Here is a 24,628-nt window from a genome sequence, read left to right on the forward strand (position 1 = left end):
ATAGCTCGCCTTTGTTTTTTGTTTTGCGTATGAATTATGATTAAGCGACTTGTGTTTTTTTATCATAAATTCTGACAGGTATTGCTTTATAAGAGGGGGTACCACTCTCTTTATCAATATAATCTAATGGTACAAGGACATTGGCTTCTGGGTAATAAGCGGCCACTGTGCCAGGGGCAATGCTAAATGAAACAACTGTAATATTATCAAGTTGTAGTTTTCTATTTTCACTGACCGTTTCAATGGTGATTTTATCACCTTCGTTTAAGCCTCTTGCTATCATATCGACATTATTCATAAACAGTATATCGCGTCTACCAAAGATGCCACGATAGCGATCATCAAGTGCATAAATGGTCGTATTATATTGGTCATGACTACGAATAGTGACTAAACGAAGAACATCATCACCCATGACCATTTTATTCTCTTTTACACCTTTAAATACCGAGAACATGGCTTTACCTGTGGGGGTATTCCAAACTCTCTCAACGGCAGGGAGTGGCATACGGAAACCCCCGGGGACACGAATTCGTTGGTTGTAATTATCAAATCCGGGAATGGTTTTTTCAATCATATCGCGAATAAGATCATAACTTTCCGTAAATCTTAGCCATGGGGTTTTGCTATCTGTCAGTGTTGCAGCAGCCATTTTTGCAACAATGACAGGCTCTGATTTTAATAATGGTGAAGCGGGTGTTAATTTACCAGAAGAGGCATGCACCATTGACATTGAGTCTTCGACCGTGATGGATTGACGACCTAATGCTTGTACATCTAATTCTGTTCTCCCCAAGCAAGGTAATATAAAGGTATTTTTTGCCGTTAATAAATGTGAGCGATTTAATTTAGTGCCGATGTGTACACTTAAATCAAGCTTTCTCATTGCAGCAAATGACTGTTGAGGGTCGGGTAATGCTACGGCAAAATTACCCCCTAAACAAATTAACGCTTTTGCTTTGCCATCAACCATCGCTTGCATTGCGTTAACTGCATCGTGACCATGTTTATAAGGTGGTTTAAAACCAAAAGTTTGTTCTATTTTTTGTAAAAATTCGACAGATGGTTTTTCTGTGATCCCAACAGTTCGGTTACCTTGCACATTAGAGTGCCCACGTAATGGACATATGCCAGCACCCGGTTTACCAATATTCCCTTTTATTAATAACAAATCAGCAATCAGACGCACATTCGCTGTACCTTTGTTATGTTGGGTGATCCCCATACCATAGGTAATAATGGTGGCCGGAGAATTGGCATAAAGGAGTGCGACACTCTCAATATCTGCTTGCGAAAGGCCACTTTCACTTTCAATATCTTGCCAAGAAGTTTGTTTAAGATCTTCAACTACGGCTTCAAAACCTAGTGTATGCTCAGCAATAAAATCGTGGTCGAGAATGTCTCCACGCTCATTATCCCACTCAATTAAGGTTTTCATAATGCCTTTTAACGCCGCAGCATCACCACCGGCTTTGACTTGATAATAAGATGATGCGATATTGGTTGAGCTATAAGTCGCCATCTCAATAACACTTTGAGGGTCGGTAAATCGCTCTAAAGCACGTTCTTTCAATGGATTAAATACAACAATAGGTACACCACGACGAGCTACTTCATGCAGTGTTCCCATCATTCTTGGGTGATTAGTTCCAGGGTTATGTCCAATGGCAATAATGAGTTGAGTGTTATCAAAGTCATCTAAAGAAACTGTGCCTTTACCTATGCCAATCGATTGAGGTAAGCCTACACTAGTCGGTTCATGACACATATTTGAGCAATCAGGAAAATTATTGGTGCCATATTCTCGCGCAAACAGTTGGAATAGATACGCGGCTTCGTTGGAAGCTCTACCTGAGGTGTAGAATTCAACACTATCAGGTGATGGCATATTTCTTAATAGCTCACCAATACGAGTAAATGCTTGCTCCCAAGTCACAGGACGAAGAGTGTCAGTATCTGCATCATAAGCGAGAGGATGGGTTAAACGACCGTAGCCTTCTAATTCGAAGTCTGACTTTGTCAGCAATTCTGTTACGGTATGTTGTGCTAAAAATTCAGGTGTGACTCTTTTTTTTGTTGCTTCCCATGTGACCGCTTTAGCTCCATTTTCACAAAATTGGAAAGTAGAATGATGCTCTTTGTCTGGCCATGCACAGCCGGGGCAATCAAAACCATCAGGCTGATTAGTATTAAGCAATGTTTTAGGTGCAATAAAAGCATCCATTTGAGTGCGTACCGCGATTGCTGTTGCTTTTAATGCCCCCCATCCTCCTGCGGGTCCATTATAGGGTTTCACTCCAGGAATAGGTGATTTTTTCTTACTCATATAGACATTCCTAAAACGTTAATAATAATATTTAATGATGAATAGTTGGCAGGTGAATATAAAAAGCAATATGGTTATATAATTTAAAATATATTTCTTACTAGGAATAAAGGATATATTCAAACTTGTTAATACCAATAAATAATAAGTTATTGGTATTAAAATTATATAATCTGCAATTCTTCTGTTACTTAAGAAGTTAAAATAATGTAATTATATTGTCAATGAGTAAAATAGGCTAAATGACGCTTTATAACTTTATTTTATATGATGATAGAGCATATCTATCGTGTGATAAAATCAATTTATTTGACTCTCTGTTATTACTTGGTTAAAAATGTTAATACGCTAATGGACAAGTTTTTTAAACTTGATTTATTGAAAAAATGACTAAATAACAGTTTGTTGGCTACTATGGCATCGTTATGTGATTTATTGCGTAATGATTTTTTGTTGTTCTCTTTTTTAGTAATTAAGATAGGGGAATTTAAATAGTATATCTATATAAACTCACTATCTTCAGTTTTTACTTTCTGAAAATAAAGTGAAATTAATCAGCATTCATAATAAAAAACAAATAAGATTTTTGTGAGAAAATATAATTAGGATAATAGAAAATGAATAAATTTATAGAATATAGATTTATATTGAGAGAGGCATTATGTTTGGATTAGATGCTTTTCACCTAGCAAGAATACAATTCGCGTTTACCGTTTCATTTCATATTATATTCCCTGCTATCACCATAGGATTAGCTAGCTTTCTAGCCCTATTAGAAGGCTTATGGTTAAAAACAAAAGAACCAAGTTACCTTTCTTTATATCATTTTTGGATAAAAATTTTTGCCGTAAACTTTGGTATGGGGGTGGTATCAGGGTTAGTGATGGCATATCAATTCGGGACTAACTGGAGTGGTTTTTCACAATTTGCCGGTAGTATCACAGGGCCGATGCTAACTTATGAAGTCTTGACCGCCTTTTTCTTAGAAGCGGGATTTCTTGGCATTATGTTGTTTGGTTGGAATAAAGTGGGGCGAAAACTTCACTTCTTTGCAACTTGTATGGTAGCGCTTGGCACATTAATTTCTACTTTTTGGATCTTGTCATCCAATAGTTGGATGCAAACACCACAAGGCTATACTATTGAAAATGGTGTTGTCGTGCCTGTTGATTGGCTACAGGTCGTGTTTAATCCTTCCTTCCCTTACCGTTTATTGCATATGTCTATTGGGGCTTTTTTAGCCAGTGCTTTATTTATCGCCTCTTGTGCCGCATGGTTATTATTAAAAGGACAAAATACAGCACCTGTACGAAAAATGTTTTCTATGGCCTTATGGTTAGTACTAATTATTGCCCCCATACAAGCGTTTGTAGGAGATGCTCATGGATTAAATACACTAGAACATCAACCGGCTAAAATCGCAGCTATAGAAGGGCATTGGGATAATGCAACGAAAGAAGCGACTCCGCTGATTTTATTTGGCATCCCAGATATGGCGGAAGAAAAAACAAAATATGCGATTGAAATTCCTTATTTAGGTAGCCTGATCCTTACCCATAGTTTAGATAAGCAAATTCCGGCATTAAAAAGTTTTGCGCCGGAAGATAGACCTAATTCTAGCATTATATTTTGGTCATTTAGAGTCATGGCAGGTTTAGGTATGCTGATGATTTGCTTAGGTTTGTTGAGCGTTATTTTACGTAAGAAGAAAAGACTCTATCACTCACCCCTTTTCTTACGCTTTGCTTTATTAATGGGGCCTACAGGACTGATTGCGATCCTTGCGGGGTGGTTTACCACAGAAATTGGCCGTCAGCCTTGGGTTGTTTATGGTCTACAACGTACCAAAGATGCCGTTTCTGCTCATGGTGATATTCAAATGAGTTTGAGCTTATTGGCCTTTATTTTGGTTTATTTTTCAGTATTTGGCATTGGGTATTTTTATATGGTGCATCTGATGAAGAAAGGCCCTGTAGTGCTTAAATCCGACCAATTAACACAGGGTGAAAAATAATGAATATTGATTTTTCGATGATTTGGTTTGCGATCATTATTTTTGCCACACTTATGTATATTATTGCAGATGGATTTGATCTGGGGATTGGCATTATTTTGCCTTTTACCCGAGATAAAATACAAAGAGATACCATGATTAATAGTGTGGCACCAGTTTGGGACGGCAATGAAACATGGTTAGTATTAGGAGGGGCTGCGCTCTATGGTGCTTTTCCTCTTGCCTATGCAGTTATTATTGATGCGTTAACAATACCACTGACATTGATGCTTATTGGGCTTATTTTCCGTGGTGTGGCATTTGAATTTCGCGTTAACGCACTTCCTAAACATCGCCTATTTTGGGATTCAGCTTTTATTGGTGGCTCTTTTCTTGCTACTTTTTGCCAAGGGATCACAGTAGGTGCAGTTATTAATGGTTTTAATGTGACAGGGCGCCATTTCAGTGGCTCGGCATTGGATTGGTTAACACCATTCCCTATTTTCTGTGGTTTTGCTTTGTTAGTCACTTATGCATTGTTAGGCAGTTCATGGTTGATTATGAAAACAGAGCATCAACTGCATCGTAAAATGTGCACTATAACGGTGTATCTGGCTATTACATTGCTGGTGGTGATTGCAATAGTAAGCTTATGGACACCACTCACACATGCAGATATTGCACAACGCTGGTTTAGTTTACCTAATTTATATTTTTTATTACCTGTTCCGTTGCTCGTATTGGCTTGTGCTTGGGGCATTGTTCGTAGTGCCTATAATTATGGTCATTATCAGCCTTTTCTATTATCACTTTTATTGGTACTTATTGGTTTTGCAGGATTAGGGATCAGTATCTTTCCTTATATTATTCCACCTTCTATTTCGATTTGGCAGGCGGCAGCACCTGTTTTAAGTCAGCAATTTATGTTAGTTGGAGCGGTTATAATTATTCCTGTGATATTAGCCTATACCAGTTGGAGTTATTATGTATTTCGTGGAAAGGTAAATGCCAATGAAAGTTATCATTAGTCATTTTTTAACAATAAAACCAACGAAAAATAAAGCTCGTTGGTATCAACAAATCGGATGGATGATAATTATTTGGTCTTTAAGTGTATTAAGTCTTGCAATTATCGCCTCATTATTTAAATTATTAATGTACAGCGCAGGAATGAGAACGCATTAATAACATAAAAAATGTATTGTTAATAAAAAAGGCAGTGTTATTAATTAACACTGCCTTTTTTATTTGTTTTTATTTTATTAATTACAATAAATTATAATATTGGTCGGGTTTAACTTTGATGGGGAGTGGGGTGATATCTTGCATCTCTAATAAATTCCTTTCTATGGTGTTACATATTGCATTTAATGGTAAGTCATTGGCAGAAACACCGAATGGATCTTCTAACTCTTCAGCTAATGAGTCCCAAGATAAAAAAGTATAAGAGATAAATACGGAAACAAATGGCGTCATATAGTGGAGATCGGCAACCAATGCAAAAGGTAGCAGAGCACAGAATAGATATACCGTACGTTGCAATATGAGCGTATAGGCAAAAGGTACAGGAGTATTTGAAATACGTTCACAGCCACCCAATACATCAGATAAGTTATTAATATCTTTATTAATTGATTGAAAGATAACATCACTTATTACTTTGTTATCTCGCAATTCGCCAATTTTTAGGCCAATATGCAATAAAATCCGATTAGTGGGGTAAGGGCTATTCATTATCTCATCAAATAAAGGTCGGGGTAAGAGGCGATAGAGATCGACCATTGGGTTTGTTTTTCTTAGCTCATGTTTTAGACTCCAACTAAAAGCAATAAGTAGATTAGAAAAGTCACGATTAAATTGTTTATCTTCCGGTAATAAGGCTTTTATATTTCTTAATATGTTGCGATGGGTAATTAACATATTTCCCCATAATGTCCTTGCTTCCACAAGTCGGCTATAACTTGCATTATTTCTAAAACCAAGAAATATTGCGATAGCAATACCTAATAAACTAAATGGGGCAACAGTTAAATGAATACCTAATAACTCATACCATTGATAAACTAAAATAGCGATAATAGACATTGCAATATTAAGACATAAGCGAAAGATTATTTTTGATAGCACTGAACCGTGCCAATCAAATAACCGAAAAAACCAGTGTTGATTAGGACGTATGACCATAATAGTAGTGATATAAAAAGAAAGTTTGTTAAGTTATTATCGCAATAAAATAAATAATAATCTAATTAATTCTATTGAAAGATTAAGGTTGTTATATCAACAATATAATTGATATAGCCCAGCCTGAAAGTTCAGACTTTCATAATACACTTAATTTCTTTCCTCATCTTCAGAAAGGGAATAATTCAAATGCTGAACCAATGGGGTATTTTCAAAAAACTTAAGATTTTTAAGTTTGTTTTTGTCCATCACTTCAAACCCTTATAATTCCATTCTCTTTTCTTATGTATTCAATACAAATATTCAAAAGACCTTCAGTGACATAACTCAGAAATGCAAGCTCTTCATCTAGCCACTGGCGTAACTGTTCTTCGGTAACAGAATAAACCTCATTATCAAAAATTTGAGATCCTTCGTTTTCTTCATTAACATAGCACCCGATCACTTCATCAAATAAAACCGTTCCTTTAAACTCGTTATATAAATCCATATCTGTACACATCCGCTCCAGTGGGGGTAATTCCTGCGACCCAAAATAGTCATCCAATTCTTCATTGGTATAAATAGCGGATTTGAGAATATGTTTCCATACATGTTCTGGACAGTATTTTTTTGTATTAATTAAACTAAATCGTTCTAGCCCGCTTTCTTCGATGGGTTCTGGATAGATAGTAATGAAAGCGGAGTATGTAAAAGTAAATTTTTTGCGTAATAGCTCCATTAATAACGGATTTACTTTTTCATATTTTTCATAATCAGTGTGTAGGGATTCAAGCATTGTTCTTAATGTTATGAGACATTGGCATTTTTCAAAAATAGTTTTGCTTATTGTTGTTGCATAAACAGCTTGCTTTGCTTCTTTTTCATAATCTTCAATATTGTTATACTCTTTGAAGGTTTTAAAATCCTTTTCAGTTATTGTGTTTTTTCTTGCCAACCATAAAACTCTAATCCTGCAAATAACCATCAAAACAATTAGAAACAACAAAAAACCAAGAAAAAAATACATACCGACCCTTATAAAATAATAATTACAATTTTTTATAATAAAATAATACTTACCTTAAATTAATTATATTTTTTATGTAGTTAAAAAAACAAAAATCTGGTTTTTATATTGGGACGATTTACCTACATCTCCATCAAATTTCGTCAGTAGTAAGGAGGGGGATACTGAAAGTCCTGAGTAATAAACCACAGGGGATCTGTATATGCTGAGCACAGTTTGTCACAAATACACCAAACTACATGGTCGGTTTTGTGATTCGCTTCCGCGTGCTGGCGAACTGTCCGTTAAGCTGGTGGCTATATAGATTTTTGAAACTGAAATGAATTACAAATATATTGGGGAAAATTAGCATGACATACTTTGAGAAAATAAAAGTCGTCGTAACATGTCATGAAAAAAATTAGGGCAGTAAAAAAATCTCAGGGGGCAAAAAGGGGGCAATAACCCTTAGATACAAAAAAGCCACTTTTCTCAAAGTGGCTTAATATGCTGATTTAACAGCTAAAATTTGGTGGCCCCTACTGGACTTGAACCAGTGACCAATCGATTATGAGTCGACTGCTCTAACCAACTGAGCTAAGGGGCCTTAATGGTGTGAGATTATACGTGCCATTTGAGGCGAGGTCTAGCCTTTGTGTGACTGTATGCGCAATTTGTGTTCAATATAGAGCAGAAAAAATAAATTAAATAATAATCTTTTATTTCAATAAGATAGTCTAAAAAGAAAGACTTGATGAGTAAAAAATCGACAAGGGTAAAAATAAAAGGGTGATTTTTTGTAAATAGAGGTAGAAAAAATCAGCAAATTTTTAGCGAAGACGATAGCGGTTACTTAAGATAGACCAAAAGAGAATAGGGATGATAAAAGCAAATTATCAGCGCTGAAAACAGATATGGTTTAGACCGGATAATAAAAAACGCCTGTGAGGCACAGGCGTTTGTATTACTACCAAAATCAAAGAGATTGATTATTCATCAAGGAAGCTACGTAGCACTTCAGAACGGCTTGGGTGGCGTAATTTACGCAACGCTTTTGCTTCAATCTGACGGATACGTTCACGGGTAACATCAAATTGTTTACCCACTTCTTCCAATGTATGGTCGGTATTCATATCGATACCAAAGCGCATACGCAGGACTTTAGCTTCACGCAGTGTTAAACCACCTAATACTTCGTGTGTCGCTGAACGTAAGCTTTCTGATGTTGCTGAATCCAGAGGTAATTCGAGGGTAGTATCCTCGATAAAATCACCTAAATGTGAATCTTCATCGTCACCAATTGGGGTTTCCATGGAGATAGGCTCTTTAGCGATTTTTAGTACCTTACGGATTTTATCTTCAGGCATCAGCATACGTTCTGCAAGCTCTTCTGGTGAAGGCTCACGTCCCATCTCTTGCAACATTTGGCGCGAGATACGGTTTAGCTTATTAATCGTTTCAATCATATGTACCGGAATACGAATGGTACGTGCCTGATCGGCGATTGAACGAGTAATAGCCTGACGGATCCACCATGTTGCATAAGTTGAGAACTTATAACCACGACGATATTCAAATTTATCAACCGCTTTCATTAGACCAATATTCCCTTCCTGGATCAGGTCAAGGAACTGTAGGCCACGGTTGGTATATTTTTTCGCGATAGAGATAACTAAACGTAAGTTCGCTTCGACCATCTCTTTTTTCGCACGGCGTGCTTTTGCTTCACCGATAGACATACGACGGTTAATATCTTTAACCTGTTCGATTGTCAGTCCTGTTTCAACTTCAATTTGCTGTAACTTTTGTAAGCTACGTTGTACTTCTTCTTCAATACCTGCCAGTTTTTCAGACCAAGGTTTATTCATCGCACGAGCGGCAGTAAACCATGTGTCGTTAGTTTCATTTCCTGTAAACAGAGTAATGAAGTTTTTCTTAGGCATTTTGACCTGATCAACACAAAGACGCATGATGTGACGCTCTTGAGCACGGACTCTGTCCATCATTTCACGCATGTTGTTAACCAGATAATCAAACTGTTTTGGCACTAAGCGGAACTGTTTGAAAATTTCTGATAACTGTAAAATTTCCAGTTCGGTATCTTTATGATTACGACCTTTGGCCTTAATAGATTGACGCGTTTTTTCGTACTGTTCACGAAGCTCGGTGAATTTTTGGCGAGCAAGTTCAGGATCGATGCTGTTATCATCATCGCTATCGCTGTCTGTGTCGCTATCTTCATCTTCGTCTTCATCTTCGTCATCGGCGCTGTTGTCGATTTCATCGTCGTCTTTGCCTAAATTGACATCATCACTTTCTGCCACTTCTTCGGCATTAGGGTCAATAAAGGCAGTAATTAAATCAGAAAGACGCGCTTCACCGGCTTCAACACGATCATATTGTTCAAGAAGATAAGTGATTGCTTCAGGATATTCAGCAACTGAGCATTGAACTTGGTTAATACCATCTTCAATGCGTTTTGCGATATCAATTTCACCTTCCCGGGTGAGCAGTTCAACGGTTCCCATTTCGCGCATATACATACGCACAGGATCGGTTGTACGGCCAATTTCAGATTCTACACTAGAAAGTACCTGAGCAGCGGCTTCGACAGCATCATCATCAGTGTCATTTGAATTTTCTGCCAACATCAGATCATCGGCATCAGGTGCTTCTTCCATGACCTGAATGCCCATGTCGTTAATCATCTGGATGATGTCTTCGATTTGATCTGAATCGACGATATCTTCCGGCAGATGGTCATTGACCTCAGCATAGGTCAGGTAGCCTTGCTCCTTACCTTTCGTAACAAGTAGCTTCAGCTGTGACTGCGGGTTTTGCTCCATAAGACGGTATCCACACTTCAAAGTAATTTGGGTTGGTGTCGGTCGGCGATAAACGGTTCAGCCAACAATAACTACGGAGGGGCATTTTCATTGTCGATTGCTACGATCCCCTCAGCGTAGCAAATGTAGGTTATTTTTTATACCTACCGATAGCGGCAATTAAGCCGTGTTTTTAATCTTAATTTAGGTTTTACTTTTTAACGCGAGCCTGTATTATCAATTGGACTTCTTCGCGTTCATTTTGTGTTAGACCTTCAGTTCTCTCTTTGGCAATGAGGGCGTTTAAACGTTCATCCATTGCGGTTAAAAAGAGATGATCTAACGTATCTGTAAATGTTTTTTCAGCTATCTCATCTATATCTATATCGTTCCACATCGCCAGTTTTTCAAGTTGTTTACCGAATTTATTCTCTCGATAGAGTTCGATAATCTGACCTGTATTCAAGCCTGGCTGTGCTTGGCAAAGAGAAACTAATTCAATAAAAAGCGATAAACCCGCTATTTTTTCTGTATTTAGCCCCTCAAGCGGTGGCACTAATTGGCAAAACTCGGGATTTTGTATCAACAAGGCAATTAAAATACGCATTGGTGTAGTACGTAGTTTTGTCGGTTGATACGATGTTTCGTGATGTAGCGAGTTTCTACCAAATAAACGATCCATCTGCTCAATATCGGGATTTCCCGTTAAATTTCCAAGCTCTCTTAATAAATATAGACGTAAAGTCTCACTTGGGATCTGATCAATTAATGGGCGCGCTAAACTATAGAGTTTGCCATTGCCTTCTTGGGTGCTCAAATCCACTTGTGGAACCAGCGAATCAAATAAAAACTCAGATAAAGAGTGTGCTTGTTCCATTCGTTTTTCAAATGCCTCTTTCCCTTCGCGGCGAACCAGTGAATCAGGATCATCGCCTTCAGGTAAAAACATAAAACGTAAAGAACGGCCATCGTTTAAAAAAGGCAGTGCAGTTTCTAATGCTCGCCATGCGGCATCTCGTCCTGCTCTATCACCATCATAGCAGCAAATAACGTTATCCGTAGTTCTAAACAGCAACTGGATATGCTCTGCGGTTGTTGATGTACCCAACGAGGCGACAGCATAATCAATACCAAACTGCGCTAATGCCACAACATCCATATAACCTTCAACCACTAATAACTTAGCTGGGTTAGGGTGAGTCTGTTGTGCTTCATAAAGCCCGTAAAGTTGGCGGCCTTTATGGAAAATCTCTGTTTCTGGGGAGTTTAAGTATTTGGGTAAATCATCACCTAATACACGTCCACCAAATGCAATAACACGACCTCGTCTGTCTCTAATCGGAAACATAACGCGCTGACGAAAACGGTCATAAGTGCGACCTTTATCGTTTGTTATTACCATTCCTGCTTCAAGTAACAGGGCTTGATTATCGGGATTTTGCCCAAAACGTTTTAGGATATTGTCCCAACCCGTAGGTACAAAGCCGATAGAAAAGCGGGTAATAACCTCTTCACTTAGCCCGCGATGCGCAAGATAATTTCTTGCTTCCTGAGCGTCAGGGGTATTGAGGGTGCTTTTGTAATACTGATTCAATTTCTCCATCACTTGATAGAGATTTTGTCTTATATGTCGCTCAATCGGGCTACTGCCAGTTCCTGATTCATAAGGAACTTCTAACCCATGCATTGCTGCTAACTCTTCAATGGTTTCGACAAAATCAAGTCTGTCGTAGTTCATCAAAAAATCAATAGCATTGCCATGCGCACCGCAACCAAAACAGTGATAAAACTGTTTGTCGCTATTTACTGTAAAAGAGGGCGTTTTTTCATTATGAAACGGACAACACGCTGAATGATTTTTGCCTTGTTTTTTAAGCGGCACACGAGCGTCGATAAGATCGATGATATCGGTTCGTGCTAATAAATCATTGATAAATGAACGTGGAATTCGTCCAGCCATAAGCCCTTTTACGCCTGTTGTTGAACGAGAATAAGCCGCGCTCTCATAAGAAAGCACGGCCTTTTAACTGCGACTACAGTGTCTGCATAAATTGCGGTATCAGCCGCAAAATATTAGTACAGACGAGTACGACGTGCGTTTTCGCGAGCTAATTTTTTAGCGTGACGTTTTACTGCTGATGCTTTAGCGCGTTTACGCTCAGTCGTTGGTTTTTCATAAAATTCACGACGACGAACTTCTGCTAATACGCCTGCTTTTTCGCAAGAGCGTTTGAAACGACGAAGAGCAACGTCAAATGGCTCGTTTTCACGTACTTTGATTACCGGCATGTGCCTCTCACCTCAATAGAAATCGGTTTGTGCTGGCATGATTTTAGCCAGCCGACATTTAAAATGGTGCGGAATTTTACTTCAAAGCAGGGCACTTTGTAAAGAGATGCACAAAATTGAAACGCAAACTCTCACTTTTGTGTCTTAATTTATTCAAAACACAACGTGATAGTTGCTAACCACACATTTAAATCATGTAAAATAGGTGGATAATTATAGACCAGAAAAAGAAATTTGTCACATACTGGTATGTAAAAGTTGTGGCGAAGGCGTATTAAATTAGCGAAATAATGCTACAATCGATCCATTACGCCATTGCGCGAGGAAGAATTTGGAAGCGTCATGCGAGTTTTAGGTATTGAAACATCTTGCGATGAAACCGGTATCGCAATTTACGATGATAAAGCCGGTCTGTTAGCGAATCAACTCTATAGCCAAATAAAACTGCACGCCGACTATGGTGGTGTTGTTCCCGAGCTTGCTTCACGAGATCATATCCGCAAAACAGTGCCACTGATCCAAGCCGCCCTTAAAGAAGCAAATTTAACTGCAAAAGATATTGATGCGGTCGCTTATACTGCAGGACCAGGGCTGGTAGGGGCATTGCTGGTGGGGGCGACTATTGGTCGTTCTCTGGCGTTTGCATGGGATGTGCCTGCTATTCCAGTTCACCATATGGAAGGACATTTATTAGCGCCGATGCTTGAAGAGAAAACGCCAGATTTTCCTTTCGTGGCGTTACTTGTCTCGGGGGGGCATACACAATTAATTAGTGTAACAGGGATTGGGGAATATACCCTGTTAGGTGAGTCTATTGATGATGCTGCTGGTGAAGCATTTGATAAAACAGCCAAGCTATTGGGGCTTGATTATCCCGGCGGCCCTGTTTTATCAAAAATGGCACAACAAGGTGTAGAAGGACGTTTTGTTTTTCCTCGTCCCATGACAGACAGACCCGGACTCGACTTTAGTTTCTCTGGTTTAAAAACCTTTGCCGCTAATACTATTCGTCAAAACGATGATTCAGAGCAAACTCGAGCAGATATTGCGCGTGCTTTTGAAGATGCCGTAGTAGATACTTTGGCAATAAAATGTCGTCGAGCATTAGAGCAAACAGGCTTTAAACGCTTAGTGATGGCGGGGGGGGTAAGTGCTAACCGTACTTTACGCGCCAAAATGGCAATGATAATGGAACAACTCGGAGGGGAAGTGTTTTATGCTCGCCCTGAGTTATGTACCGATAATGGTGCCATGATTGCTTTGGCGGGGATGATCCGTTTTAAAGGTGGTACCGAAGGGCCTTTAGGGGTGACAGTGAGACCGCGTTGGCCTTTAGCTGAATTACCTGCTTTAGCGGATAAATAATTAGCCATTGGCGGTGTTGGTAATGATAAGTGCTTGGCTTAAGTACTAAGCACTTATGTTTGGTTACAATTAAAGTGAATTATGCCAATGCCGTCCAACCAAGAACGCTAACTCTAATGACTGTGTCCGGTTAAGACGAGGATCACATAAAGTTTGATAACCATGACTTAGGTCAGTGTATCGAATTTGTTGTAATCCTCCAGTACATTCAGTGACTTCTTGTCCGGTCATTTCTAAATGTATCCCCCCAGCCTGTATGCCCATCTCATGTAAAATATGAATAAAAGCACGAGTTTCTTCGGCAATATCATTGAAATGTCGGGTTTTCATACTGTCATTTGCTGATTGTGTATTGCCATGCATTGGATCTATTTGCCAAATAACCGCTCGTTGATGTTCTTTTACCGTTCTTACTAATTCCGGAAGATATGCATGAATAGCATCTTTACCCACGCGAATGATTAAGATAATTTTTCCAACTTCATTGCTCGGGTTAAGAGTATCTATTAGCTTAATCAGTTTTTCTCCTGACATTCTGGTGCTGCATTTTATACCGATAGGGTTTTCAATACCTCGTAGGTACTCGATATGGGCATGATCAATATCGGTTGTTCGTTCTCCTACCCAAACCATATGTGCTGAACAGTTATACCATTTGTTGTCAATGGAATCTTGACGAGTCATCGATTCCTCATAATGCAGTAACAAAGCTTCATGACTAACATAATAAGAAGAGGTATCGGGCTGTTTATTAATAATATGATGTTGTGAATGATAGAGTTGTTCTAGCAAATGGAAATAATGCTCAGGCTCTGTAGAGCCAGGATGAGCGTTAATATCCAAGGCCCATTGTTGCTTAGTATATTGTGTATAATTCATCGCACGTAACAGATTTAAGGTCGCTGCTGAGTGATGATAGGCAGTTATCATTCTAATCGGATCTGGCTCTCTACTTTTAACTGAAAAATCAAGACCATTAATAATTTCTCCTCGATAGCTGGGTAAAGTTAAGCCATTTTGTGTTTCAAATGCTTGGCTACGAGGTTTAGCGTATTGTCCAGCCATACGACCTAATTTAATCACCGGCAATCCCGTTGATTGTTCAATTAATGCGGACATTTGCGATAAAGTGAATGTTAAATCACGGATAATAGTGGCTTGGCAATCATCAAAAGATTCTGCACAGTCTCCTCCTTGCAGAAGAAAAGCTTCACCATTTGCAACAAGTTTTAATAAATTTTTAAATGCTCTGATTTCGGAAGCTAAAATTAGCGGGGGATAATGCTTAAGCTTTTCTTTGCAATAATTTAAGGCATGTATATCTGGGTATTCAGGGAGTTGCTTGGCGGGTAAAGATTTCCATAATGATGGGTGCCAAGAGATGGAAAATATATTCTGTAATGATAGGGTGTTTTCTATTGGTAAATATTGATGATTTTGTTCTGTTAAAACATCAATATTATAGGTGCTAAACATAGAAAGTGCTCCTGCGATTATAGTAAGAATAGAAAAAGCGAGGTGATCCTCGCTTTTTGTTATCCTTGGGGTTGAGATGTTTCTAAATAGGTTTTAATGACGCCATTTTGCCTTGCAACATAGTCTTCTCTAACGGGGGTATAGACATCAATAACCTCAGAAGGCTCTAAAGCAATTGCGTGATGAACGGCCCATGAGGGAATAATAAAAGAGTCGCCAGCATGTAAATAAACAATGCGGTTATTTACCGTCAGTTTCAAAGAGCCTTTTAGTATAGATGTGGCAGTTTCATGTTCATGTTTATGTTCAGGAATAATGGCATTAGTTTTAAATGTCCAAAATGCCATTGTAAAATTAGAGCCATGAATAAATTTAGCTTGAATTTTACTTTCTTCACCTTCGTTTCTATTTAGATCCATATCATAAGAGATCATTTCACTAGATAAATATAAGCTCATAGTTTTTTCCTTTTTATTAACCAAGTGACTAGATAATTAACGTTTTGACTGTTGTGATGTAATTAATTACTTAATTTAATTTTGAATGAATAGAAAATCCCATAGGGACAGGGCCAAAATCATATAAAATATTTAAATGATATTTTTTAGCTGCACTAAGTGTGGTAATACAGCCATCTACTCGCCCTAAACCACATTGAAGTGCTGCTTCACTATTTGAATTAAAAAGAACTCTTTCAATATTATCGAGTTCTGTTATTTTTCTAAATAGATCTTGTGGTGCGGGATGAGAACCTAACTTTTTTATCTCCTTAATATTATTAAATCGGCTAGCAAATAGCATGTTATGGGTATCCATAACAAAACAATCTGTTAATTTGATAAAAGAGAGATTATTAAAAACAATATTGTGTAAAAAAGGATAAACAATACAACCTAATAGAATACTATTTTGGCTTACCTCCATTTCTTTTACTGCGGTTTCTAATGTAGGGTGAAGAATAATATTTCCTTGTTGATTATTTTTATTTAGCCAATAATAAGCGGCTTTCTCACAGTTTGTTCCTGCAGGACCCAATGTATGAATATTTATCATGGTCAGTCACCTTTATTTATTATATACGTCCCGTTATATTGATAAGTTCTGGTAAACGTTGTCCATGTTTGATTTTTTCTAGCATGTTATTTTCAATGCTATCTATCTTAATCGCTTCTTCTAGAACATTATCGACGAGTGAAAAAGGGATAATCACGGTGCCATTAGGGTCGGATATCACTAAATCACCACTACAGATTGTGGCATGCTCAATGGTGCATTGAGTGCCAGTCTCACTGACAAAATAAGCGCCTTGTGTATCTGTAGGAGTAAGATTGGTGGCAATGACTGGAATGGTTAGATTGGTGAGATCTTTCTTGTCTCGTACCGCTCCCCCTAAAATAACTCCTTCAAAGCCTAATTTTTCAAAATAAGTACAACTCATGCCACCTGCAAGTGCTGCTTCTGTTATTAGTTCATGTCCTCCGGCTATATAGAATAATCCTTTTGCATCTGTTATTTCAGGGACTAAAAAAGAACTAACTTGTTCCCACGTAGAAGGTTGTTTATTTAAAATAGATTTTTGTTTTCTAATTAATTTCCATTGCACAGTATAAGCTTGTCCAACAGAATAAAAGTTTTCTAGGTTAATACTTTTTAATTGACTATTTAATACAATGGTTTTTCCTAAACTATCGAGAATATCGACTAATGTAGGAGTACTAAGTTGCATTCTTTTTATTAATGCAATTTTATTGGCAGATATTTTTTGTAGCATGGTGAACTCCAATGTTTCACAGAGTTAAATGATTATTTTTTTATGGTTATTAATTAATAGATGTAAGTTGGTTTTTTTTCAAGCTATTTATTTCGTTAAATTTGATTTTTTATATAAGTTTATCTTATTTAAGATTTTTATTTTTAATGTTTTTTTGTAATAAATAAAACCAATGTTGATATATTTAATCTAAATATAGAAGGGTATTATTAATAATGTTATTTATTATTTTTATTTTTCGAATATAAAAAGGGTGTTTTTTTTATGTGTGATTATTTTTAATTTATTTATATTTTATAATAGAATTTAATTATTAAATAAAAAAGGTCACTTAGTTAATAAATGACCTTTTTTTAATAAGGATAAGCGTTAATCTTCTTTTTCTTGCTCTTTGGCTTCTTGGATTATCTCTTTATCTGTTTTCTCTGTCTTTTTTTTCAGCTTATGCCAAATGCGACTCTCTTGTCCTCGCCATAAACGTTGAATATTGTCATGATGACGGTAAAGTACTAAGCATGATAATAGTGCAACGGGATAAGTGAATTCGGGTTTAAACCACCAGACATAAAATGGGGCAAGCAATGCACTGATAATAGCACCCAGTGAGGAATAGCCACTGAGTAAAACAGTTAGTAGCCATGTTCCCGCAATCAGTCCGCTAAGATCCCAACCAATAGCAGCGATAGAGCCAAATGCAGTAGCAACCCCTTTTCCGCCTTTAAAGTGGAAAAAAACAGGGTAAATATGGCCTAGACAAGCCGCTATTGCGACAATACCGAGATAAAAGGGAGGCACATTTAGGTAATAGGCGAGCCAAACGGGGATCATCCCTTTTAGGACGTCACAGATAAGCACAGATGCCGCTGCAAGTTTACCACCAATACGTAGCACATTGGTGGCGCCAGGATTACCAGAGCCAAATTTTCTTGGATCAGGGAGTCTTGCCAGTCGGCAAATCAAAATCGCGCTGGAGATTGAGCCGCACAAATAGGCGAAGATGATCATTCCAAGTGCGTTAGCACTCATTTGTATTCTCCAATGTTGATGAACGTTCGTTAGACATGTATGGATAATACGCATATTTCATCGGAAGTGGTATCCGATGAGCAGAAAAAATAAGAGATGACGTGATGGATATCGTATTTATTGAACAATTATCAGTAATAACCACAATCGGTGTTTATGATTGGGAAAAAACCATTAAGCAAAAGTTAGTGTTCGATATCGAAATGGAGTGGGATAATAAACGCGCATCCCAAACCGATGATGTTGCTCACTGTTTAGATTATGCCAGTGTCAGTCACGCCATAATAGAGTATGTGGAAAAGCGACGTTTTGAATTAGTCGAGCGTGTTGCTGAAGAAGTGGCACAGCTACTGATAACTCAGTTTTCTGTACCACGTGTCAAAATAAAATTAGCTAAACCAGGGGCGATAGCACAAGCCGCCAACGTCGGGGTGATTATTGAGCGTTACGCTTAATATTTGCCACACACAATAGTTAAAGTCGCGATTTCCATTCTATTATCGCGACTTCTCTTTGTTTAGTTAATGCTTCTCGTATGGCACTGCCTTTTAAACCACGACTGACAATTGATTTAACATCAACTTGATTGGCAATCTTAAAGGCTTGACGAAAAAATATTCCTTGGGGATAAGGCAAATTTTCTGCTCCTTGGCGTCCCCTTGCATCGGCCTCGCTAATTATAGCGAGTTGATCGATGCGTTCTGGTTTGCGCCAAGCATCAATCGCATCGAAAAGTCGAATTATTTTTGAGGGGCGCATTTTTTCTATGCGGTGGAGATGATCGTGATATTTGGCTGCCAGTTTGGCGAGATCACGTATCTGGTTAGGAATACGATAACGTTGGCACAGAGCCTCAACTAAAGGAACACCCGCAGGGCCATGTCCATGATGGTGAGGCCAATTTTCTACCGGGGTAACATCTTTACCGAGATCATGACAAAGTGCGCTAAAACGTACCGCGATATCGTCAGTCAACCGGCTGGCCATGGCTAATACCATCATGGTATGGATACCCGTATCAATCTCAGGATGCCACTTTTTAGGGGCAGGAACGCCAAAGAGTGCATTAATTTCAGGGAAAAGTATTTTTAGAGCGCCACATTGATGTAAGATCTCAAAATAGACTTGTGGGGCTTGGCTGTGAAGTGCTTTTTCCGTTTCTTTCCACACTCGTTCAGCCGTGAGGGCATTTAATTCACCGCTGTTTGTCATCTCTTGCATCAATGACATCGTCTCCGGCGCTATTGTAAAACCTAAAGGGGCAAAACGAGCCGCAAAACGAGCGACACGTAGTACCCTTAATGGATCTTCACTAAATGCATCAGAAACATGGCGCAGTAATTTGGCATGAATATCATCAATGCCATGATAGGGATCGATATATTCACCTTTAGCAGAGTAAGCAATGGCGTTAATGGTTAAATCACGCCGTTGCAAATCATCTTCTAAGGTCACATCAGGGGCTGCATAGCAGGTAAATCCCGTGTAACCTGAGCCTGATTTTCGTTCGGTACGCGCTAAAGCGTACTCCTCGTGAGTATCAGGGTGAAGAAAGACCGGAAAATCTTTACCCACTTGTTGGTAGCCTTGTTGTAATAGTGTCTTTGGCGTTGCGCCAACCACTACCCAATCTCTGTCTTTTACCGGTAAATTTAATAGTTGGTCGCGCACAGCACCACCAACAAGATAGATTTTCACGGGATCTTGATCCTTAATTGCCTGTGATTAATTCATCCAACGGTCATTACGCTTACGGCGACGAGGAATAATATGTGGCAATATTAAACCCAAAATAAGACCAGCACCGGCAACACCACCACCATACATAAACCACTGTAAGATGATATCACGCTGCCTATCATCTAATTGTTGATTAGCAAAATCGAGTTTTTTCTCAGCAACCGCTAATTTTGTTCTCATCTGCTCATTTTCTTTTTTCAAACCATTGATAATTTCATCGCTGTTTGACACTTTATTTTGCATGTCAATTGTGCGCTGGTTCCAGCTTTGGTCGATATTCGCTAATTTATCGCGTAGGGTTTGAATTTCTTTTTCCATAGCCGGAATGCGAGTGCGCATACTCGGTTGTGTACTTAATTGATTTTCTGGTAACCAAACTGTCCGATCTTTATCGTCTTTGATTTGCACATAACCTGTAGCGGCATTACGAGAAAGTACCGTAACTGTTGCCCCTGAACTTAATGAGCCAACAATACGGTATTGATTACCAGGGCCACTGTGAACATAGGTGGATAATTCATCGGAAACATAACGAGTTTCTGCGTGTGAGCTCAGAGAAACGCCTAAGCCAAGTAAGGAAAGAAAAAGTAAAGGTAATTTTCGCATTATGTTTTCAACTTTTTTATCTATACAAGAGAATATTTTTACTGATACTAAAGAGTAAAGTTTGCGTAAGCAAATAGTAAACCAGAATGAGAACAGTCTTAACTGATAGAATATAAGGGTAATCTGCCTTTTATTCATTATTGTGAATAGACTACCATTTGCGAAATAACAATGCGTTAAATATTTTACTAATCGATTGATTTACTTAAGGGAAATAGAATGAGCCAATTAGAAACCGAACTCAAACTTAGTGCGATACCTGCCGCTATTCCTCAGATTATTCAGCGCATTCTGACTTTGCCATACCAGCATACACCACCGCATAAATTGACTAATCTTTACTTTGAAACCTCCGATAATCAGATGCGTAATTGGGACATGGGGCTACGTATCCGTGGCATTGACTCTCATTATGAAATGACAATTAAAACAGCGGGTAAAGTGGTTGCGGGGTTACATCAACGCCCAGAATATAATGTGACATTAAATGAGCCAACCCTCGATTTAACCCGTTTCCCAGCAGAAATTTGGCCGGATAAGAGCGATTTAACGGCATTACAAGCACAATTAAAGGTTCTTTTTCATACCGATTTTCATCGTGAAATTTGGCTGGTGGATTATTTAGAGAGTCAAATTGAAGTGGTGCTAGATAAAGGCACTATTCGTACAGCGCAATATGAATTACCTATTGAAGAGTTTGAACTGGAGCTAAAAAAAGGCCAAGTGGCGGATGTGATTGCTTTGGCGACTTTTTTAGGTGAACAAGGGGGATTACGACTTGCTTCACGCAGTAAAGCTGCCCGTGGTTATTATCTTGCTAAAGATAAGCCCGCATTATCGTTAAGTGTGGTCAATCTTGCACCTAATGACACAATAGCGGAACAACTGACTAAGTGGTTAGCGGCTATTCAAGCGTTAGAAGAAGCTATTTTTGCTAATCCGACGCCACCAACACTCACTATGCCCGCTATGTTAGCACTGTTTTCTGATTGGTGTAAAAAGCAGCCTCAGTTACCTGAATCAATGCAGCAAGCACTCGATAATCTTTCGTTGTTATCCTTTACCCGCGCAACGGATTATTATCATGTGTTATGGCTGAATTTTAAATTATCTGCAATGGCGTGGTTGCTGGCTATCGCTTAATTTTCTGACAATTGAGAGTTTATTATGTCTGCTAACAGTGTGTTTCAACAATTATGGGATAAAGCACAATGCACGTTTTCTACAAAGCTCAACGAGCTTGCCCCTTTTAGTGAGCGAGAGCAGCAATTTTTTGCCTTTAGCCCCTTTGCAACCGAGCATTTACGTGTCAATCCTCACTGGTTAACGGAAATCAGACAAACACCACCTGTTAGTGATGAGTGGCAAAATTACTCATCTCAATTAAAGCAACAACTCACTCATGTTGATAATGAAGATGACTTGATGGCCATTTTACGACAGTTCCGTCATCAACAATTAGTGCGTATTGCCTGGTCACAATTTTTCCAACTCTGTGATACACCCTGTACGCTCAAACAATTGAGTGTACTCGCGGAAACCTTGATTAGTGTCGCCAAAGATACGCTATATCAGCAATGTTGCCAACAATGGGGAACGCCTTGTGATAGTGAGGGAAAACCTCAGCCATTACTTATTTTGGGAATGGGCAAGTTAGGTGGATTTGAACTGAATTTCTCTTCTGATATCGATCTTATTTTTGCTTATCCTGAAAATGGTGTGACTCAAGGTGGGCGACGTGAATTAGATAATGCTCAGTTTTTTACCCGATTAGGGCAAAAACTGATTAAAGTGTTAGATCAACATACAATGGATGGTTTTGTGTATCGTGTAGATATGCGTTTACGTCCTTTTGGCGAAAGTGGCCCTTTAGTGATGAGCTTTGCCGCGCTTGAAGATTATTATCAAGAGCAAGGACGTGATTGGGAGCGCTATGCAATGGTAAAAGCGCGTGTTTTGGGGGCAGAAAAAAGAGAGTATTGCCAAATCTTACGCCAAATGTTGCGCCCTTTCGTTTATCGTCGCTATATCGATTTTAGTGTGATCCAATCTCTTCGTAATATGAAATCGATGATAAGTCGTGAAGTACGTCGTCGAGGGATGATTGATAATATAAAGCTTGGAGCGGGGGGGATACGTGAAATTGAATTTATTACTCAGGTTTTTCAATTAATTCGAGGCGGTAGAGAGCCTGAGCTACAAAGTCATTCACTATTAACGGTGCTTAATGTCATTGCTAAATTGGAATTACTCTCTGCACAAGAAACATCACAGTTAGCAGATAGCTATCTTTTCTTACGTCGATTAGAAAATCTTCTTCAATCTATTGCGGATCAACAAACACAAACGTTACCTGACAATCTTGAAGATAAGGCACGACTGGCGTTTGCGATGGGATTTGACGATTGGCAAATGCTCTATCAACAAATTAACCAAAAAATGCAGGCTGTTTCCGTTATTTTTACGCAACTGATTGGCGAAGATGATGAAAATGAAGATGAAGAAGATGTCAGCGAATTTAAGCGATTATGGTTATTAGGGCGTTTACCTGATAGCGCAACGCTTTTTCATCAAGGGCTAACGGCAGAAGATAGGCAAGCTATTTGTCAAACACTGCAACTGTTTCGCCAAGATATCAGTAAACGTACTATAGGGCCTAGAGGGCGTGACGTGCTTGATGCGCTAATGCCTAAATTATTGGCTAAAGTGTGTCTTCAACCACAAGCGTTGGTGATCTTACAGCGTATCACCCCGTTGTTATTGGGCATTGTAAGTCGAACCACTTATCTAGAGTTAATGCAAGAGTCTGATGAGGTATTAACCCACGTAGTGCGCTTATGTGCTGCATCACCGATGATTGCTGAACAATTAACACGACATCCATTATTATTGGATGAATTACTCGATCCTCATTCCCTCTATCAACCATTACCATTAAATGCCTATCAGGACGAATTACGTCAATATTTATTGCGTGTGCCAGAAGAAGATGAAGAGCAACGTTTAGAAGCATTACGCCAATTTAAACAAGCCCAGCTATTGCGTATTGCCGCAGAGGATATTGCAGGGGTATTACCGGTGATGAAAGTCAGCGATCACCTAACCTATTTAGCGGAAGCCATTATCCATGCCGTTGTTCACCAAGCATGGTCCTATATGGTGAAACGCTATGGGGAACCTGCGCATTTAGCGCAACGAGACGGTTTAGGTTTTGCGGTCGTTGGGTATGGCAAATTAGGGGGCTGGGAATTAGGGTATAGTTCTGATTTAGATTTGGTTTTTTTATTAGATTGCCCAATGAATATTCTGACAACGGGGGCAAAACAGATTGATGCTCGCCAATTCTATTTACGTTTAGCGCAGCGTATTATTCATCTATTTAGCACCAGAACCTCTTCCGGCGTGTTATATGAAGTAGATGCACGCTTACGTCCTTCTGGTGAATCAGGTATGTTGGTAAGCACTATTCAAGCCTTTGATGAGTACCAGAAAAATGAAGCTTGGACTTGGGAGCATCAAGCATTAATTCGTGCAAGAATGATTTATGGCGATGACCAATTACAGCAGATGTTTGCACGTACTCGCCATGAAACACTATGTTTAGCACGTAACGCAACTGTACTACAGCAGGAAGTGCGTGAGATGCGCCAAAAAATGGTACAGCATTTGGCACCCACTCAAAGCAATACATTTGATTTAAAAGCCTCATCAGGGGGGATCACTGATATTGAGTTTATCGCACAATATTTGGTATTGCGCTTTTCACATCAATATCCGGCTTTGACCCGTTGGTCTGATAATGTGCGAATTTTGGAATTAATGGCAAAATACCAAGTGATGAGTGAACAAGAGGCTCAGTTATTAACTCAAGCTTATGTCACCTTACGTAATGAGCTTCATCATCTTGCATTACAAACATTACCTGCGGTTGTTGATGAAGATTGTTTTATCACAGAACGGCAATGTGTATTGAGTAGTAAACAAAAATGGTTAGATGAATAAACGCTCTTTTTTGTTCACACTATTCTGATGAGTTTCG

20 protein-coding genes and 1 tRNA gene are annotated in these 24,628 nt (G+C 38.7%); 7 read left to right on the plus strand and 14 right to left on the minus strand.

What is annotated here, in order from left to right:
* Positions 1–40: 40 nt before the first annotated feature.
* Entirely contained in the window at positions 41–2,326 is a 2,286-nt protein-coding gene (locus AACV00_RS02590) for an FdhF/YdeP family oxidoreductase (protein WP_004249450.1), read from the minus strand.
* 661 nt (positions 2,327–2,987) lie between these two features.
* Between AACV00_RS02590 and AACV00_RS02595 the strand changes: the two genes are divergently transcribed.
* The 3 genes from AACV00_RS02595 to AACV00_RS02605 are packed head-to-tail and all read left to right on the plus strand — an operon-like array spanning position 2,988 to position 5,504.
* A complete protein-coding gene (locus tag AACV00_RS02595; protein ID WP_004249451.1) occupies positions 2,988–4,340 on the plus strand; it encodes a cytochrome ubiquinol oxidase subunit I in 1,353 nt (450 codons plus the stop codon).
* The gene (gene cydB / locus AACV00_RS02600; RefSeq protein ID WP_046334929.1) at positions 4,340–5,347 is read left to right on the plus strand and encodes a cytochrome d ubiquinol oxidase subunit II; all 1,008 of its coding nucleotides are present in this window, start codon (positions 4,340–4,342) and stop codon (positions 5,345–5,347) included. Before AACV00_RS02595 ends, cydB begins: the two co-directional genes overlap by 1 nt.
* A complete protein-coding gene (locus AACV00_RS02605) occupies positions 5,325–5,504 on the plus strand; it encodes a DUF2474 domain-containing protein (RefSeq protein WP_012368332.1) in 180 nt (59 codons plus the stop codon). The genes cydB and AACV00_RS02605 overlap by 23 nt, the downstream gene beginning before the upstream one ends.
* Positions 5,505–5,585: 81 nt before the next feature.
* Here the strand turns inward: AACV00_RS02605 and AACV00_RS02610 are convergent, their stop codons facing one another.
* The 6 genes from AACV00_RS02610 to rpsU form a co-directional block, all read right to left on the minus strand.
* Positions 5,586–6,503, minus strand: coding sequence for a bestrophin family protein (locus tag AACV00_RS02610; RefSeq protein WP_004245589.1), 918 nt, complete (start codon positions 6,501–6,503; stop codon positions 5,586–5,588).
* Positions 6,504–6,756: 253 nt separating this feature from the next.
* Positions 6,757–7,440: a DNA-binding protein gene (locus tag AACV00_RS02615; RefSeq protein ID WP_223878643.1), complete on the minus strand. Its 684-nt coding sequence runs from the start codon at positions 7,438–7,440 to the stop codon at positions 6,757–6,759.
* Between the two features lie 581 nt (positions 7,441–8,021).
* A tRNA-Ile gene (locus AACV00_RS02620) sits at positions 8,022–8,098 on the minus strand.
* Between the two features lie 382 nt (positions 8,099–8,480).
* A complete protein-coding gene (gene rpoD, locus AACV00_RS02625; RefSeq protein ID WP_004245586.1) occupies positions 8,481–10,337 on the minus strand; it encodes an RNA polymerase sigma factor RpoD in 1,857 nt (618 codons plus the stop codon).
* A gap of 190 nt (positions 10,338–10,527) precedes the next feature.
* Positions 10,528–12,276: a DNA primase gene (dnaG, locus tag AACV00_RS02630; protein ID WP_004249459.1), complete on the minus strand. Its 1,749-nt coding sequence runs from the start codon at positions 12,274–12,276 to the stop codon at positions 10,528–10,530.
* Between the two features lie 113 nt (positions 12,277–12,389).
* Positions 12,390–12,605 (minus strand): 30S ribosomal protein S21, encoded by a 216-nt coding sequence (gene rpsU / locus AACV00_RS02635; protein ID WP_001144069.1) that lies wholly within the window; start codon positions 12,603–12,605, stop codon positions 12,390–12,392.
* A gap of 342 nt (positions 12,606–12,947) precedes the next feature.
* Here rpsU and tsaD point away from each other — a divergent pair, with 342 nt between their 5' ends.
* Positions 12,948–13,970, plus strand: a complete 1,023-nt coding sequence (gene tsaD, locus AACV00_RS02640; RefSeq protein ID WP_004245584.1) for a tRNA (adenosine(37)-N6)-threonylcarbamoyltransferase complex transferase subunit TsaD — start codon at positions 12,948–12,950, stop codon at positions 13,968–13,970.
* A gap of 69 nt (positions 13,971–14,039) precedes the next feature.
* Here the strand turns inward: tsaD and AACV00_RS02645 are convergent, their stop codons facing one another.
* The 5 genes from AACV00_RS02645 to plsY form a co-directional block, all read right to left on the minus strand.
* On the minus strand, positions 14,040–15,446 hold the full coding sequence (locus AACV00_RS02645) for a 3-deoxy-7-phosphoheptulonate synthase class II (RefSeq protein WP_004245583.1): 1,407 nt from the start codon (positions 15,444–15,446) through the stop codon (positions 14,040–14,042).
* A 59-nt stretch (positions 15,447–15,505) separates the two neighbouring features.
* Positions 15,506–15,904: a cupin domain-containing protein gene (locus AACV00_RS02650; RefSeq protein ID WP_004245582.1), complete on the minus strand. Its 399-nt coding sequence runs from the start codon at positions 15,902–15,904 to the stop codon at positions 15,506–15,508.
* 70 nt (positions 15,905–15,974) lie between these two features.
* Positions 15,975–16,499, minus strand: coding sequence for a prephenate dehydratase domain-containing protein (locus tag AACV00_RS02655; RefSeq protein ID WP_004245580.1), 525 nt, complete (start codon positions 16,497–16,499; stop codon positions 15,975–15,977).
* Between the two features lie 19 nt (positions 16,500–16,518).
* Positions 16,519–17,217, minus strand: coding sequence for an RraA family protein (locus tag AACV00_RS02660; protein WP_004249461.1), 699 nt, complete (start codon positions 17,215–17,217; stop codon positions 16,519–16,521).
* Positions 17,218–17,586: 369 nt separating this feature from the next.
* Positions 17,587–18,243: a glycerol-3-phosphate 1-O-acyltransferase PlsY gene (gene plsY, locus AACV00_RS02665; RefSeq protein ID WP_004245577.1), complete on the minus strand. Its 657-nt coding sequence runs from the start codon at positions 18,241–18,243 to the stop codon at positions 17,587–17,589.
* A gap of 104 nt (positions 18,244–18,347) precedes the next feature.
* Here plsY and folB point away from each other — a divergent pair, with 104 nt between their 5' ends.
* A complete protein-coding gene (gene folB / locus AACV00_RS02670) occupies positions 18,348–18,698 on the plus strand; it encodes a bifunctional dihydroneopterin aldolase/7,8-dihydroneopterin epimerase (RefSeq protein WP_004245575.1) in 351 nt (116 codons plus the stop codon).
* Positions 18,699–18,717: 19 nt separating this feature from the next.
* Here the strand turns inward: folB and AACV00_RS02675 are convergent, their stop codons facing one another.
* A complete protein-coding gene (locus AACV00_RS02675; RefSeq protein ID WP_161680198.1) occupies positions 18,718–19,941 on the minus strand; it encodes a multifunctional CCA addition/repair protein in 1,224 nt (407 codons plus the stop codon).
* A 27-nt stretch (positions 19,942–19,968) separates the two neighbouring features.
* Complete coding sequence (locus AACV00_RS02680; RefSeq protein ID WP_012368329.1) at positions 19,969–20,589, minus strand: TIGR04211 family SH3 domain-containing protein; 621 nt, start codon at positions 20,587–20,589, stop codon at positions 19,969–19,971.
* Between the two features lie 219 nt (positions 20,590–20,808).
* Here AACV00_RS02680 and AACV00_RS02685 point away from each other — a divergent pair, with 219 nt between their 5' ends.
* Both AACV00_RS02685 and glnE read left to right on the plus strand, forming a co-directional pair.
* Complete coding sequence (locus tag AACV00_RS02685) at positions 20,809–21,732, plus strand: CYTH domain-containing protein (RefSeq protein WP_110706919.1); 924 nt, start codon at positions 20,809–20,811, stop codon at positions 21,730–21,732.
* A gap of 24 nt (positions 21,733–21,756) precedes the next feature.
* Positions 21,757–24,591 (plus strand): bifunctional [glutamate--ammonia ligase]-adenylyl-L-tyrosine phosphorylase/[glutamate--ammonia-ligase] adenylyltransferase, encoded by a 2,835-nt coding sequence (glnE, locus tag AACV00_RS02690; RefSeq protein ID WP_049209809.1) that lies wholly within the window; start codon positions 21,757–21,759, stop codon positions 24,589–24,591.
* Positions 24,592–24,628 lie beyond the last annotated feature (37 nt).

This window comes from Proteus sp. G3927, assembly GCF_963894685.1.
Lineage (GTDB): Bacteria > Pseudomonadota > Gammaproteobacteria > Enterobacterales > Enterobacteriaceae > Proteus > Proteus mirabilis.

Coding starts and splice junctions, on each gene's coding strand:
- AACV00_RS02590 (WP_004249450.1), bottom strand. CDS start 2,326: ATGAGTAAGAAAAAATCACCTATTCCTGGAGTGAAACCCTATAATGGA.
- AACV00_RS02595 (WP_004249451.1), top strand. CDS start 2,988: ATGTTTGGATTAGATGCTTTTCACCTAGCAAGAATACAATTCGCGTTT.
- cydB (WP_046334929.1), top strand. CDS start 4,340: ATGAATATTGATTTTTCGATGATTTGGTTTGCGATCATTATTTTTGCC.
- AACV00_RS02605 (WP_012368332.1), top strand. CDS start 5,325: ATGCCAATGAAAGTTATCATTAGTCATTTTTTAACAATAAAACCAACG.
- AACV00_RS02610 (WP_004245589.1), bottom strand. CDS start 6,503: ATGGTCATACGTCCTAATCAACACTGGTTTTTTCGGTTATTTGATTGG.
- rpoD (WP_004245586.1), bottom strand. CDS start 10,337: ATGGAGCAAAACCCGCAGTCACAGCTGAAGCTACTTGTTACGAAAGGT.
- dnaG (WP_004249459.1), bottom strand. CDS start 12,276: ATGGCTGGACGAATTCCACGTTCATTTATCAATGATTTATTAGCACGA.
- rpsU (WP_001144069.1), bottom strand. CDS start 12,605: ATGCCGGTAATCAAAGTACGTGAAAACGAGCCATTTGACGTTGCTCTT.
- tsaD (WP_004245584.1), top strand. CDS start 12,948: ATGCGAGTTTTAGGTATTGAAACATCTTGCGATGAAACCGGTATCGCA.
- AACV00_RS02645 (WP_004245583.1), bottom strand. CDS start 15,446: ATGTTTAGCACCTATAATATTGATGTTTTAACAGAACAAAATCATCAA.
- AACV00_RS02650 (WP_004245582.1), bottom strand. CDS start 15,904: ATGAGCTTATATTTATCTAGTGAAATGATCTCTTATGATATGGATCTA.
- AACV00_RS02655 (WP_004245580.1), bottom strand. CDS start 16,499: ATGATAAATATTCATACATTGGGTCCTGCAGGAACAAACTGTGAGAAA.
- AACV00_RS02660 (WP_004249461.1), bottom strand. CDS start 17,217: ATGCTACAAAAAATATCTGCCAATAAAATTGCATTAATAAAAAGAATG.
- plsY (WP_004245577.1), bottom strand. CDS start 18,243: ATGAGTGCTAACGCACTTGGAATGATCATCTTCGCCTATTTGTGCGGC.
- folB (WP_004245575.1), top strand. CDS start 18,348: ATGGATATCGTATTTATTGAACAATTATCAGTAATAACCACAATCGGT.
- AACV00_RS02680 (WP_012368329.1), bottom strand. CDS start 20,589: ATGCGAAAATTACCTTTACTTTTTCTTTCCTTACTTGGCTTAGGCGTT.
- AACV00_RS02685 (WP_110706919.1), top strand. CDS start 20,809: ATGAGCCAATTAGAAACCGAACTCAAACTTAGTGCGATACCTGCCGCT.
- glnE (WP_049209809.1), top strand. CDS start 21,757: ATGTCTGCTAACAGTGTGTTTCAACAATTATGGGATAAAGCACAATGC.